16 protein-coding genes are annotated in these 13,201 nt (G+C 68.3%); 10 read left to right on the top strand and 6 right to left on the bottom strand.

Translation table 11 applies throughout. From position 1 onward, the window contains the following. Window positions 1-113: 113 nt before the first annotated feature. From AC3WRV_RS02775 to AC3WRV_RS02750, 6 genes are all read left to right on the top strand, one after another. Window positions 114-911 (top strand): enoyl-ACP reductase FabI, encoded by a 798-nt coding sequence (locus AC3WRV_RS02775; RefSeq protein WP_492312715.1) that lies wholly within the window; start codon window positions 114-116, stop codon window positions 909-911. 88 nt (window positions 912-999) lie between these two features. Beyond that, window positions 1,000-1,605 (top strand): hypothetical protein, encoded by a 606-nt coding sequence (locus AC3WRV_RS02770; protein ID WP_492312058.1) that lies wholly within the window; start codon window positions 1,000-1,002, stop codon window positions 1,603-1,605. Between the two features lie 111 nt (window positions 1,606-1,716). Beyond that, window positions 1,717-2,316: a hypothetical protein gene (locus AC3WRV_RS02765; RefSeq protein ID WP_492312057.1), complete on the top strand. Its 600-nt coding sequence runs from the start codon at window positions 1,717-1,719 to the stop codon at window positions 2,314-2,316. A gap of 108 nt (window positions 2,317-2,424) precedes the next feature. Continuing rightward, entirely contained in the window at window positions 2,425-2,937 is a 513-nt protein-coding gene (locus AC3WRV_RS02760) for a hypothetical protein (RefSeq protein WP_492312056.1), read from the top strand. Then, window positions 2,934-3,638: a hypothetical protein gene (locus AC3WRV_RS02755; RefSeq protein WP_492312055.1), complete on the top strand. Its 705-nt coding sequence runs from the start codon at window positions 2,934-2,936 to the stop codon at window positions 3,636-3,638. The genes AC3WRV_RS02760 and AC3WRV_RS02755 overlap by 4 nt, the downstream gene beginning before the upstream one ends. A gap of 84 nt (window positions 3,639-3,722) precedes the next feature. Further along, window positions 3,723-4,889, top strand: coding sequence for a benzoate/H(+) symporter BenE family transporter (locus AC3WRV_RS02750; RefSeq protein ID WP_492312054.1), 1,167 nt, complete (start codon window positions 3,723-3,725; stop codon window positions 4,887-4,889). Window positions 4,890-4,898: 9 nt separating this feature from the next. Here AC3WRV_RS02750 and AC3WRV_RS02745 read toward each other — a convergent pair whose 3' ends face one another. Both AC3WRV_RS02745 and AC3WRV_RS02740 read right to left on the bottom strand, forming a co-directional pair. Beyond that, entirely contained in the window at window positions 4,899-5,099 is a 201-nt protein-coding gene (locus tag AC3WRV_RS02745; RefSeq protein ID WP_492312714.1) for a KTSC domain-containing protein, read from the bottom strand. 54 nt (window positions 5,100-5,153) lie between these two features. Beyond that, complete coding sequence (locus AC3WRV_RS02740; protein ID WP_492312053.1) at window positions 5,154-5,528, bottom strand: DUF3597 family protein; 375 nt, start codon at window positions 5,526-5,528, stop codon at window positions 5,154-5,156. A 160-nt stretch (window positions 5,529-5,688) separates the two neighbouring features. On the opposite strand from AC3WRV_RS02740, the gene AC3WRV_RS02735 reads away from it, so the two are divergent. Continuing rightward, window positions 5,689-5,865, top strand: a complete 177-nt coding sequence (locus AC3WRV_RS02735; RefSeq protein WP_492312052.1) for a YegP family protein — start codon at window positions 5,689-5,691, stop codon at window positions 5,863-5,865. Between the two features lie 72 nt (window positions 5,866-5,937). Here the strand turns inward: AC3WRV_RS02735 and rimM are convergent, their stop codons facing one another. From rimM to AC3WRV_RS02715, 4 genes are all read right to left on the bottom strand, one after another. Next, window positions 5,938-6,462 (bottom strand): ribosome maturation factor RimM, encoded by a 525-nt coding sequence (gene rimM / locus AC3WRV_RS02730; protein WP_492312051.1) that lies wholly within the window; start codon window positions 6,460-6,462, stop codon window positions 5,938-5,940. 116 nt (window positions 6,463-6,578) lie between these two features. Beyond that, complete coding sequence (rpsP, locus tag AC3WRV_RS02725; protein WP_291837167.1) at window positions 6,579-7,160, bottom strand: 30S ribosomal protein S16; 582 nt, start codon at window positions 7,158-7,160, stop codon at window positions 6,579-6,581. A gap of 25 nt (window positions 7,161-7,185) precedes the next feature. Next, window positions 7,186-8,718, bottom strand: a complete 1,533-nt coding sequence (gene ffh / locus AC3WRV_RS02720) for a signal recognition particle protein (protein WP_492312050.1) — start codon at window positions 8,716-8,718, stop codon at window positions 7,186-7,188. Between the two features lie 248 nt (window positions 8,719-8,966). Further along, entirely contained in the window at window positions 8,967-9,344 is a 378-nt protein-coding gene (locus tag AC3WRV_RS02715) for a hypothetical protein (RefSeq protein ID WP_291840068.1), read from the bottom strand. A 161-nt stretch (window positions 9,345-9,505) separates the two neighbouring features. Here AC3WRV_RS02715 and ppc point away from each other — a divergent pair, with 161 nt between their 5' ends. The 3 genes from ppc to AC3WRV_RS02700 all read left to right on the top strand — a co-directional run bounded on the left by ppc (window position 9,506) and on the right by AC3WRV_RS02700 (window position 13,139). Then, a complete protein-coding gene (gene ppc, locus AC3WRV_RS02710) occupies window positions 9,506-12,202 on the top strand; it encodes a phosphoenolpyruvate carboxylase (protein ID WP_492312049.1) in 2,697 nt (898 codons plus the stop codon). A 135-nt stretch (window positions 12,203-12,337) separates the two neighbouring features. After that, window positions 12,338-12,643 (top strand): UrcA family protein, encoded by a 306-nt coding sequence (locus tag AC3WRV_RS02705; protein ID WP_492312048.1) that lies wholly within the window; start codon window positions 12,338-12,340, stop codon window positions 12,641-12,643. Between the two features lie 175 nt (window positions 12,644-12,818). Next, entirely contained in the window at window positions 12,819-13,139 is a 321-nt protein-coding gene (locus AC3WRV_RS02700; RefSeq protein ID WP_291833455.1) for a UrcA family protein, read from the top strand. Window positions 13,140-13,201 lie beyond the last annotated feature (62 nt).

Raw genomic sequence — 13,201 nt, 5'->3', positions numbered from 1 at the left:
CGCTTCCCCCGCGCGGCCGCCGCTGCTACCCCTCCGGCGACACCGACCGACCCGGGGCAACCGGGCGACGCAAGATGGAGAGACATCCCATGGCCGCCGAATCCGCCTGGAACATGCCCAAGGGCGACCTCATGAAGGGCAAGAAGGGCCTGGTCATGGGGGTCGCGAACAGCAACTCCATCGCCTGGGGCATCGCCCAGCAGCTGGCCGCCCAGGGCGCCGAGCTGGCCTTCACCTACCTCGGAGAGGGCCTGGAGCGCCGCGTGCGCCCGTTGGCCGAGAGCGTGAACGCCAAACTGATCCTCGAAGCCGACGTCACCAACGACGCCTCGATGGACGCGGCCTTCGCCGAGCTGGAAAAGACCTTCGGCACGATCGACTTCGTCGTCCACTCGGTGGCCTTCGCCAACAAGAACGAGCTGCAGGGCTCCTTCGTCGACAACACCACCCGCGACAGCTTCCTGCTGGCCATGAACATCTCGGTGTTCAGCTTCGTCGACGTGGCCAAGCGCGCCTCCAGGCTGATGCCGAACGGCGGCTCGATGATCACCATGACCTACCTCGGGTCCGAGCGGGCCATCCCGAACTACAACACCATGGGCGTGGCCAAGGCCGGGCTGGAAGCGGCGACCCGCTACATCGCCCGCGACCTGGGTCCCAAGGGCATCCGCGTCAACGCCATCTCGGCCGGCGCCATGCGCACCCTGTCGCTGGCGGGCATCTCGGGCGGCCGGGGCATGATCGCCCAGGGCCGCGCCATGTCGGCGATGAAGGAGGACACCTCCATGGAGGGCGTCGCCGGCGCCGCCCTGTGGCTGTGCTCGGACCTGGGCTTCTCGACCACCGGCGAAGTCATCCACGTCGACGCCGGCTTCCACATGATGGGCCTGGCGGGCGACGACGAGGGCTGACGGTTAGCGCCCCAACCCCTGGTTGGTTGAATAGACATCCATAGAGTGTTCAAGTCCCGCTCAGGACAAGCTGACCGGGACAACCTCGATGACGGATTCAGGCCCGCCGACTGATCTCGGCACGATCTACGTAGTTGGCCAGGTCGCGCTTCTACTGATTCTCGGCGCAATGTCCCTGCCTACCGCCGCTCGCGCGCAGGAGACCGGGTCACTGGAAAGAGTGGAAGGTTTACCGGCCGTGGCCGGTTTCAGCATCCGCGACTCTCAAACAGGCGTCATCGAAAGCATCGACGTCTTCATCAAGCCGCGCCGTGACCTTCGATTGCCGGACGGCGCACCGTGGATTGATTTTGCGGCCCAAAGGCAGGTGACCAGCGCCGCCGGCGGCGAGGAGACAACATGGGCAAGTTCGGAAGATTGTCCGGCGCTCAGAAACACCCTCATCTGGCTGACGACGCTTGTCGCGCCTCGCATCGAAACCCCCGGCATCACCGCCAGCGAGGCTTCTCATGAGGGCCGGAGACCGAGAAGCGTCACGGAAGACGGCCTCCAGATCACCGTCTGGGGAAGAGGCACACAGCCCGATCACATCGCCAACACGCGCGTTGAGATATCCAGCAATGGCGGGCTGGTGGCCGAGTTCGGTCGCGCCGCCCAAGCCAATCTTGCGGCTTGCTGGCGGTCAGCTCATTGAGCCCTGTGGCTGCGCCCTGCCCTCGGCGTTTCCACCACGGTCGAAGTCATCCTTGTTGGCCCCGGCGTCCACATGATGGGCCTGGCGGGTGACGGATCCGGAAGCAGAATCATGTCCTGGAAGCTGACCAATCTGCTTGTCGCGATCGCTCTCATATGGCCCGGACCCGCCATGGCCCAACGCCATGCGGATGTGCACCCGAGATATGATCATGGGTATGGAACCGCCCCCCAAGGCGCCCTGTATCTGGGCGGATACTCCCGGGATAGCGAAGACGGGCAGATCATCGTCGACTTCTACTCACGGCAGGATCGCTCCCTGACCAATGACGGCATCCGGTTCGGCGCGATTCCCTTCGCGCGACGCAGCCTCGACACCGGTGCGGGCGTGCCAGCCGTACTGGCATGGGCCGATGGACGCACATGCGGCTCGCTCAACGGCGTGCTGATGGAATACTCCAGACTGGTTGCGCCCGCCTTCCAGGTTCCATTCCTCTACCAGGCACCGCCGGCCGGTAGCCAAGCGCTGGGCGGCCCGCCCACGCGAATGCACCCGATCGATAGCTCGGTCTGGGGCCTCGCCCGGCAGCCGGATGGCGCTCCATCCGTTCTCACCTTTACCGGATCGGATGGCCTCATAGACAGATGGACCACTTTTGCTGAAGCCCAACTCGACAAGTGCTGGGGGGCGCAGGAGCCTCCCGCTGCATAGCCCTCTCGTCGCCACCGGGTGGGTTGTCGGCGCCAACGTCGAGCAGACCTCCTCGTCGGGAGCAGTTGGGCCGGAGGTCAATCCGGACGCCAAATCCTGTGAGGAACAATGACGCCTCTTCTTATTGCCCTCGGCCTGCTAGCCGCCGCTCCCGCAGGCCCACAAGCCGTTGGGGTTCAGGACAGCATACAGTCTGAGCCCATCGGCCTCAGATTCCTGATGGGCTACGGGATCGACCGCTACGGGATGTGGCAGGTCGAAATCTATTCGCCGCAAGGCGATAATTTCAGCCCGGATGTCTTCGTGGCCAGGCGATCACTCGCCACGCCCGCCGGCCCCGAACAGTTTACGTGGACGGATACCGACACCTGCCCGGCTTTGAGCGCCGTCGTCCTTGAGGTCGCAAACCTTCCTTCGGTGGAGATTCGGCGTCCGGGAAGTTCCGCCACGGGTCATCCCGCGCCACCGCTCTCGAGCGGCGCCGCCTTCAGGGTCTGGGGAAGAGCTCACCAGCCCGAGGGATCATTTGCTAACCTGGAAATGTCGGCAACCTCGGGCCCCTTGGCGGAATGGATGATCGGCGCTGATTTCAAACTGAAGGATTGCTGGCGGTCGGAATGACCGACCTCGCGTTTGCGCATCCCAGAGGCGTCGCCATGCCCAAGACCCCGATCCGGATACTCGTCCTTGGAGCCCTGGGCCTCATCCATTGCAATGCACAGGCCCAGACGCCGGTGGCGGGCGGACACAACGTTCCACGCATGGTGGAGGGTGAAGCCCTCAAACCGGACGGCAGCTTCTACGTCGGCGGCTATTCGGGGGCCCGGGATTTCACGCCGTATCGGGTTCACCTCTACGACTTTCGAGGCGAACGAGATCCCGCTGGTCGGCAGCCGGACTGGCTGCCCTGGGCCGTGCGCCTGACGGGCTCTGGAACCCAGAGCCGAGGCGTGGAGTGGGCGGACGGGCACACCTGTCCCGGCGTCTACAGCGTGCAGGTCGCTATGGCGGACTTCCCCGCGGGCCGATTCAGGTCGCCGCGTTTCCTTGACCTTCCAGCCGGCGTCGGCGGACCGCCCGCGCCGGCCCTGGATACGGGCGCGCCGAGCCTCGCCTTCTGGGGCTATTCAAACCTACCTGACATGGCCTTCGGAACGATGATGATCACCGGCTCGGACGGCCTGATCCGTCAATGGGTCGAATTCGCGGACGCGCAACTGCAGGACTGCTGGACCAGCGAACCGCCAGAGGGGATCGCAACGCGCGACATGCTCCGGCGACTGCCGGACGTGGATCCGACCTGGCCGGAAGGCGCGGGCTGACCCGTCTCGCGCCTTGAGGTGGGAACAGGCCCGAACCGGGCAGGCAGGCTTCCCCTCCTTGAACCCAGGCGGTAAGCGCGAGGCATGACCTCTTCCCGCCTGCCCGTCTCCGCCCTGTCGGCCGCCGCCGTCGGGGTGATCATCGGCTTCGGCGGGACCGTGGCCCTGGTGGTTCAGGCGGGCCACACGATGGGGGCCTCGCCGGACCAGATCGTGTCGATGGTGACGGCGCTGTGCCTCGGCATAGCCGTGCCGGGCATACTGCTCAGCTGGCGGATGAAGGTCCCCATTATCCTGGCCTGGTCGACGCCCGGCGCGGCCCTGCTGGCGGCGTCGACGCTGGGCCTCGGCTGGCCCACCGCGGTCGGGGCCTTCGTCATCGCGGGCCTGCTGATGGTCGTCACCGGCCTGGTGCCCGCGCTGGGGCGGCTGGCGGGACGGATCCCCGGCGGCATCGCCTCGGCCATGCTGGCGGGGGTGCTGCTGCCCTTCTGCCTGAAGCTGTTCCTCGTTTTCCCGACCGATCTGGCGCTGGCGGCGGGGCTGTTCGCGGTCTTCCTGATCATGCGGCGGCTGGCCCCGACCTGGGCCCTGCCCGCGGTTCTGGTCGGCGCCTTCCTGGTGCTGGCCCTGCGCGGGCAGGTCACGACGCCGCCGGGAACCGGCCTGTTCGGCCAGCTGTCGCCCGTCGCGCCCGCCTTCGACCTCAAGGCCGCCGTCAGCCTGGCCCTGCCGCTGTTCCTGGTGACCCTGGTCTCGCAGAACCTGCCCGGCCTCGTCGTGCTCAAGGCCGCCGGCTACGAGCCGCCGCCGGGGCCGCTGCTGCTCTCGACCGGACTGGCCACCGTCGTCCTGGCGCCCTTCGGCGGCTACGGGATCAATATGGCGGCCATCGTCGCGGCCATCTGCACCGGAACGGACGCCCATCCCGATCCGCAGCGCCGCTGGATCGTCGGCCTGTTGTACGGCGGTCTCTATCTGGTCGTCGCCCTGTTCGCCGCGCCGCTGGCCGGGCTATTCATCGCCATGCCGCCGGGCGCGCTGGCGGTCCTGACCGGCCTGGCCCTGATCGGCCCGCTGACCGGGGCCCTGTCCGGCGCCATGGCCGAGCCGCGCGACCGCGAGGCCGCCGTCATCGCCTTCGCCGCCACGGCCTCAGGCGTGACCCTGTTCGGCATCGGTTCGGCCTTCTGGGGCCTGCTGGCGGGCTTCGTGGCCCTGGCCGCACTGCGCTGGCGACGCCCGGCCTGAAGAGACGGATCAGGCCCGGCCTTCACCGCGCGCGATCCGCCGGTAGCGATAGCTGTCCCGGATGTTCGGCCCGAAGAACCGCCCCTTGGAAGGCGCAGCCCGCAGACCCTCCACCACCTCGGGCGGCACGGCGTCGTAGTCGTAGACGTCGCCCGAGGTGAACGTTACCCGCAGCCGCCGACGCGGCGCGTCATAGTCGAAGCGGCGGATGACGCTGGAGGGGCCCGGAGAGAGCGTGGGGGAGGGTATGATCGCCCGCCCGGATCAGTCCCGCAGCGAGGCTGGAACCACCCCGCCGTTCTCAGCCAGCTTGGCCCACACCGCCTTGGACAGGGCGATGTTCTGCTCGGCGCTGCCGTGCGCCCCGGCGTGAACGTTCAGCTCCTCGGCCAGCGCCTTGCGGGCGTCGAGGCTGGAATCGAGATCAAGCAGCTTGAGCAGGTCGACGATCGAGGTGCGCCAGTTACCGCCCCCGCCCTTCTGCTCGGCCAGGGCGACCAGCACCGCCTCGACATCCACGGGAGCCGCTGCGACGGGCGCGGCGGCGGGAGCAGACGTCAACGTCACGTCGGGCGCCGGCGCCGCGGCGGCCGGCTTGCGGCCCCGGATGCGGTCCCAGATCGAACTGAAAATGCTCATGTCGCGCGCCTTTCCCTTGCTGCACGGGACCGGTAACGCCGCGCTACAGCCGGGGTTCACCTCCGTCGCGATCACGCTCCTGTGTCGGGCGCCGGACACAACGCGGTTGACGACGAGCCTCACTGTGACACCCTCGAAGGCCCAACCCAAGGATGTTGAAATGGCGCACAAGTTCGAGATCTACAAAGACAAGGCGGGCGAATTCCGGGTCCGCTTCAAGTACAATTCCGAGACCATATTCTCGACCGAGGGGTATTCGTCGAAAGCCTCGGCTCAGAACGCCATCGACTCCATCAAGAAGAACGGACCGGGCGCCCCGACCGAGGACAACAGCTAGTCACGGGCCGACGACAACCTTGAACGGGAGCGAAATCGGCTCCGGCGTCATCCCGCCCGGGCCGGTTTCGCCCTAGTCGGGCTCGCGTTCGCCCACCTCATTGGGCCGCACCGCCAGCACCCAACCGTCGGCCAGATGCAGTTCGGGCACGGCCTCGCGGGTGAATGGCAGGTACCAAGTCGGCCCTCCGGCGACCGGGGCGATCTCCAGCATGTCCGACGCGCCGAAATTCTGCACCGACTTCACCACCCCCAGCACCGCCCCGTCAGGGTCACGCGCCTGAACCCCGACCAGATCGGTCAGGTAGAACTCGTCCTCGTCCGGCTCGGGCAGCCGTTCGCGCGGGATGAACAGCTTGAGGCCGCGCAGGGCGTCGGCCTCCTCCTTGGTGGCGATCTCCTTCGCCCGCCCGACGACGCCGACCTTGTCCGGCCGCGCCGACAGCAGGGTCAGCCCCACCGAGCCGTCCGCCCGCAGCAGGTCGCGGTACCCCAGCAGGGCCATCGGCTCGGCGGTGTAGGCGGTAATGCGCACCTCGCCCTTGACCCCGAAGCCGCCGGCGACCTGCCCGACCAGAATCAGTTTGTCCTGCGCCACGTTCACCTCGCCACGGCCTCGCCGTCGTCACGCCTCAAATAGCGCGCCTCAAAAAGAAAGGCGGCGCCCGAACGGACGCCGCCCTCTTCATTTCATAACCGGCGAACCGGACGAAATCAGCCTTCCGACTTTTCCTCGGCGGCTTCTTCAGCAGCCGGGGCTTCAGCTGCCGGAGCCTCTTCAGCGGCGGCTTCGGCCGCCGGGGCTTCTTCAGCAGCGACTTCAGCCGGGGCTTCTTCGACGACCGGAGCGTTCTTGGCGGCTTCGGCGGCGGCGGCGGCTTCTTCCTTGGCGCGGACGGCGGCTTCAGCGGCTTCCACCTTGGCGGCGGCTTCGGCTTCGGCGCGGTCGGCTTCGCGCTGGGCGCGTTCGGCGGCGCGCTCTTGCGCCTTCTTGCCCGGCTGGGCCTTGTTCGGGTTGTTGGACTGGGTCCACTTCACCTTGCCGGCCAGGGCTTCGTCCTGCGACAGGAAGCGGGCGACGCGGTCGGTCGGCTGGGCGCCCTTGGCGAGCCATTCCGAGATACGGTCGGCCTTCAGCACGACACGCTTCTGCTCGCCGTCGCGCGGCAGCATCGGGTTGTAGGTGCCGACGCGCTCGATGAACTTGCCGTCGCGCGGCGAGTGGGAGTCGGCGACGACGATGTAGTAGTACGGGCGCTTCTTGGCGCCACCGCGGGCCAGACGAATCTTCAGCATTTTCAGTCTCTTTTCTAGGAAGTCGTTATTTCTTGGGAGGGAAGCCCGGCAGGCCCGGAAGGCCCCCCGGAAGTTGTCCGCCGCCCCCGAGGGGGTTTCCAAGTCCGGCGAGCCGGTCCTGGAGGGCTTTCATTTCGTCGGCGCTCGGCTCGGGCATCTTGCCCCCGCCCATCGCCTTGAGGCGGGCCATGTCGGGGCCGCCGCCGCCGCCGAGGCCGCCCAGCATGGCGGCCATCTGCTGCATCTTCTTGGGTCCGCCGCGCGACAGCGACTTGACCATGTCGGCCATCTGCCGGTGCTGCTTGAGCAGGCGGTTGATGTCCTGGACCTCGACGCCGGCGCCGGCGGCGACGCGCTTCTTGCGGCTGGCGTTGAGCAGGTCCGGCTTCTTGCGCTCGGCCTTGGTCATCGAGGAGATGATGGCTTCCTGGCGGGCGATCATGCGGTCATCGACGCCGCTTTCCGCCATCTGGTTCTTCATCTTGGCGACGCCGGGCAGCATGCCCATGATGCCCTGAAGACCGCCCATCTTCTTCATCTGCTGCAGCTGGGCGGCGAGGTCGTTCAGGTCGAACTGCCCCTTGGCCAGCTTGCGCGCCATGGCCTCGGCCTTGGAGGCGTCCAGTTCCTGGCTGGCCTTCTCGACCAGGGCGACGATGTCGCCCTGACCCAGGATGCGGCCGGCGACGCGGCGGCTGTCGAACACATCCAGCGCGTCGACCTTCTCGCCGGCGCCCAGATATTTGATCGGCAGGCCGGTGACGGCCCGCATCGACAGCATGGCGCCGCCGCGGCCGTCGCCGTCGGCGCGGGTCAGCACCAGGCCGGTCAGCGGCAGGCGCTCATGGAAGGCCTTGGCGGTGCGGACGGCGTCCTGGCCGGTCAGGCTGTCGGCGACCAGCAGGGTCTCGACCGGCTTGGACACGGCGGCGACTTCCGCCACCTCGGCCATCAGGGCCTCGTCTAGGGTGATCCGGCCGGCGGTGTCGAGGATCAGGACGTCGAAGCCCTGCAGCTTGGCCGAGGTCAGGGCGCGCTTGGCGATCTGTACGGCGCTCTCGCCCGCCACGATCGGCAGGGTGGCGACCTCGATCTGCTCGCCCAGCTTGGCCAACTGCTCCATGGCCGCCGGACGCCGCGTGTCCAGCGAGGCCATCATGACCTTCTTGCGGTCGAACTTGGTCAGGCGCAGCGCCAGCTTGGCCGAGGTCGTCGTCTTGCCCGAGCCCTGCAGGCCGGCCATCAGGATGACGGCGGGCGGTGTGGCGTTCAGGTTGATCGGGGTCGGCTCATCGCCGCCCAGCATCTCGACCAGGCCGTCGTAGACGATCTTGATCACCTGATCGGCCGGCTTGACCGAACGGATGACCTCTTCGCCGGTGGCGCGCTCGGTGGCGAAGGCGATGAAGTCCTTGACGACGGGCAGGGCGACGTCGGCCTCGAGCAGGGCCACGCGCACTTCGCGCATCGCCTCGGCTACGTCCTTTTCGGACAGGGCGCCGCGACCGGTGATCCGGTCGAAAACGCCTGTCAGCCGCTCGTTCAGAGCCTCGAACATCAACTACCTCATGCTCATTTTCGCTTTAGGTCGGAACGACCTGAATCCAGAAAATGGGCCAGCCAAACATCCGACGGGTGAGACGGCTCCATACGACAACGGCCTCTGGCGACGATCACGTCGGCAGAGGGTTCTCGCCTGCCTCGTCCATTCGAAAATGGGGTCGTGCAGGTGGAGACGCGAGGTTCACTTGCGTCGGAAGCGGCGGCTTATGGAGGAAAGTCGACCGTTTGTCGACTCGTCGCGCCTCAGACCATGATGTCCAGCAAGACCGCCTCGGTCTTGCCGGTGCGCGCGGCGTCATCCATCGAACGCTGCATCATCTCTTCCATCTTCTGCTGGATCAGCTTGGCGATCTCGTCCTCGACCGAACTGCGCTGCTCGACCGACAGCCCGGCGACGCCGTCCTCGGTCAGGCGTTTGTCTGACAGGACCTCGGCGCGAAGCTTTTCCTTCAGCGCCTCCATCTTCTGCTCGCGGGCCCATTCGGTCAGGCCCTTCTCGCGAATTTCGTCCATCTCCGAGCGCGCGGCGTCGATGGAAGCGGGCGATTTCTGCCGGGTCGAATCTGCCCCGAAGATCCCCGTCAGGCCGCTAAGGAAACCACTAACCGGCGAAATAGACATGACTTTCTCCTTGCGCAGGACCCGCGGTCATCTGTCGTCGCCGCCAGTGCTGCAAACGCCGCGCCGAACGCACGTTCGGTTTCAGCGTTCGCCTTGGGATGGCCAGTCCGAAATCCCCTGATACGGTGACGCTCACAGCCTCCCCGCTGAGAGAAACCGACATGATCCAGGCCGCCGACGACCGGTTGCGAGACGAGGTGCGCCTGCTGGGCGGGCTGCTGGGCGAGGTCATTCTCGTCGAGGGCGGCAAGGACCTCTACGACCGGATCGAGGCGGTGCGTCAGGCCTCGGTCGCCTGGCACCGGGACGCGGGCGCCGCGGACGCCCAGCGGCTGGAGCAGCTGCTGGGAGACCTGTCGCTGGATCAGGCGGTCGGTCTGGCCCACGGCTTCGCGGTCTTCTCCCTTTTGGCCAATGTCGCCGAGGATCGGGCGGGCAAGCGGCGGGCGCAGGAGCAGACCGCGTCGGGCGCCCGGCCCGATACGCCCGAGGGCGCGCTGGAACGGCTGAAGGCCGCCGGACGCTCGCCGGAAGAAGCCCGCGACCTGCTGGCCGGCGCCCTGATGTCGCCGGTGCTGACCGCCCACCCGTCCGAAGTCCGGCGCAAGAGCGTCATCGACCGCATCGCCTCGGTCTCCGATCTGCTGGACGCCTGCGACCAGAACGGCGCCGCCTGCGATCTGGAGGCCCGCGACGCCGGCCTGCGCCGCCAGACCACCATCCTGTGGGCCACGCGGCTGGTGCGGCAGGCCGGGCTGGTGGTGCAGGACGAGATCGACACCGTCGTCTCCTTCCTGGACCGCGTCTTCCTGCATGTCGCTCCGGCCCAGCTGGCCGAATGGCGCAAGCGGCTGGACGCGCCGGAGCTGGAGCCCTTCATCCGCATCGGGACCTGGGTGGGCGGCGACCGGGACGGCAATCCGAACGTCGACGGCGCGGTGCTGAGCGCCGCCTTCCGCAGCCAAGCCAGGGCCGTGCTGCGCTTCTATCTGGACGAGGTGAACACCCTGGGGGCCGAGCTCAGCCTGTCGGGATCGATGAGCGAGATCTCGCCCGCCCTGAAGGCCCTGGCGGAAGCGTCGGGCGATCATTCGCTCCACCGCGCCGACGAACCCTATCGCCGGGTGCTCAGCCAGATCTACGCGCGCCTGGCCGCCACCCATCCCGTGCTGACCGGCCAGCCCGCGCCCCGCGCCGCCGCCTTCACCGCCCAGCCCTATGAGGGGCCCGCCGCCTTCCGCGCCGATCTGGCCGTGCTGCAGGACAGCCTGGTCGCCAACCACGGCGCGGTCTTCGCCGACGACCGGCTGGCCCGGCTGATCACCGCCGCCGACGTCTTCGGCTTCCACATGGCGACGCTGGACCTGCGCCAGAACTCGGATGTGCATGAGCGGGTCGTGGCCGACCTGCTCCGGGTCGCCGGGGTCGCCGACGACTATGCCGCGCTGGACGAGGAGGCCCGACTGTCGGTGCTGGCCGCCGAACTGGCCTCGGGCCGGCTGCTGTTCAATCCCTACGAGACCTATGCCAAGGAAACGCTCAAGGAGCGCGGCATCCTGCAGGCGGCGGCCGAAGCCCTGCGCCTGTTCGGTCCGCAGGCCATCCGCACCCACATCGTGTCCAAGACCGACGCGGCCTCGGACCTGCTGGAGGTCTATCTCCTGCTCAAGGAAGTCGGCCTCTACCGCCCCGAAGACCCCGCCGCCTGCCCGGTCCAGGCCGCGCCCCTGTTCGAGACCATCGGCGACCTGCGCGCCTCCCGCCCGACGCTCGAGCGCCTGCTGAAAGAGCCGTCCGCCCTCGCTGTCGCCCGGGCGCGCGGGGTGCAGGAGGTGATGATCGGCTATTCCGACAGCAACAAGGACGGCTCCTACCTGACCTCGACCTGGGAGCTGCACGAGGCCTCGCGCGCCCTGTTGCAGGTGACCGATGCGGCGGGCCTGCGCCTGCAGCTCTTCCACGGTCGGGGCGGCGCCGTGGGCCGGGGCGGCGGCTCCAGCTTCGCCGCCGTGCTGGGCCAACCGCAGGGCACCGTCGCGGGCCGTATCCGGGTGACGGAACAGGGCGAGGTCATCGCCAACAAGTACGGCGAGCCGGAGGTGGCGCGGCGCAACCTGGACGCCCTGACCTGCGGCGTCCTGCTGGCCTCCCTGGCCCCGCCGCCGGACGCCGAGCTGACCGCGCGGCACGGCGCGACCCTGTCGAAGCTGTCCCAGGCCTCGATGAGCGCCTACCGGGCGCTGGTCTATGAGACCGACGGCTTCGTCGACTATTTCCGCGCCGCCACCCCGATCGCCGAGATCGCCGATCTGAAGATCGGGTCGCGTCCGGCCTCGCGCACCGCCTCCACCGCCATCGAGGACCTGCGCGCCATCCCCTGGGTGTTCAGCTGGAGCCAGAGCCGGGTCATGCTGCCGGGCTGGTTCGGCTTCGGCTCGGCGGTACAGGGCGTGGACATCAACGAGCTGCGCCAGATGCACCATGACTGGCCGTTCTTCCGCACCCTGATCCAGAACATGGAGATGGTCATGGCCAAGGCCGATATGACCATCGCCCGCCGCTACGCGGGACTGGTCCCGGATCAGGCGCTGGCCGACCGCGTCTTCTCCGCCATCCGGGCGGAGTGGGACCGGACCGAGGCGGCGGTGCTGGCCATCACCGGTCAGGACGCCCTGCTGGGCGGCCAGCCCGAATTGGACCGGCTGATCCGCCTGCGCATGCCCTATGTCGAGCCGCTGAACCACGTGCAGATCGAACTGATCCGCCGCCGCCGGGCCGGGGATGACGATCCGCGCGTGCGGGAAGGCATCCTGCTGGCGCTCAACGGGGTGGCGGCGGGGCTGCGCAACAGCGGCTGATCAAGTTTCAGATGTCCGCGATTTAATGCGGCGTCTCTATTTCGCCGCCGAACTCTCACGGGGTTGAAACAGGGTCGGCCCATACGGCCGGGGTCGCCGCCCCCGGGCGATGCAGAGCTCCCCAAGGAGACCGCCATGAAAACCCTCGCTTCCCTGACCGCCGTCCTGGTTCTGGCCACCGCCGGCGCCGCCTCCGCCTCCGCCGCCGACGCCCGCATCGGCTGGTCCGATCTCAATCTGGCCAGCGTGGCCGGCGCCGACGCCTTCGACCAGCGCGTCGAAGCCGCCGCCCGGGCGCTTTGCCGCGACGCCCGACGCCCCGGCAGCCGCCTGGACGACCGCGCCTTCTGCGAGGCCGCCGTGCGCCGCGAGGCCGTCCGCCAGCTGCCGGGCGCCGCCCAGGTCGACTACGCCGCCAGCCGCCGCGCCGCCGCCTATTGATCGGTAAACGGGAGCCGCTTCGGCGGCTCCCGCCCTGACATAAGTCAGACTTATGTTCAGCTTCACCATTCTCGGCCTCGGATCATTGAATCATCACGGTTGTCGTCTGGCGCTCGTCATATGAGACCATCATCTGACTTGTCGTCGCCGCTCCCCGCGACAGGAGGATGATCCGATGACCAAGACCCTGCTTACCCTCGCCGCCTTCACTCTGCTGGCCGCCGCTCCGGCCGCCGCCCAGGACAGCATCCGCGTGTCCCCCAACGGTCTGGACCTGTCGACGCCCGCCGGCGCGGCGGCGTTCGACGCCCGCGTGGCCGCCGCCGCCCGCGACGCCTGCGTGACGTCTTCGCGCCGGACGCCCAGCGCCGTCTGCATCCGGCAAATCCAGCGCGAAGCGATCCGTCAGCTGCCGCAAGCCCGTCAGGACGACTACGCCCGCGCCCGCCGCAGCGACAGCCCGCAGGCCATGGTCGCCCCCGCCTGGCCGGCGTGATCCCGGGCATGAGGTGCAAAAAGGGCCGGCGGAGATGATCCGCCGGCCCTCTTCTTTTCGTC

Source organism: Brevundimonas sp. EU05-FHT14B11, from assembly GCF_058790835.1.
The sequence above is the reverse complement of the archived record's forward strand: the minus strand, read 5'-3'. Positions and strand labels throughout refer to the sequence as shown.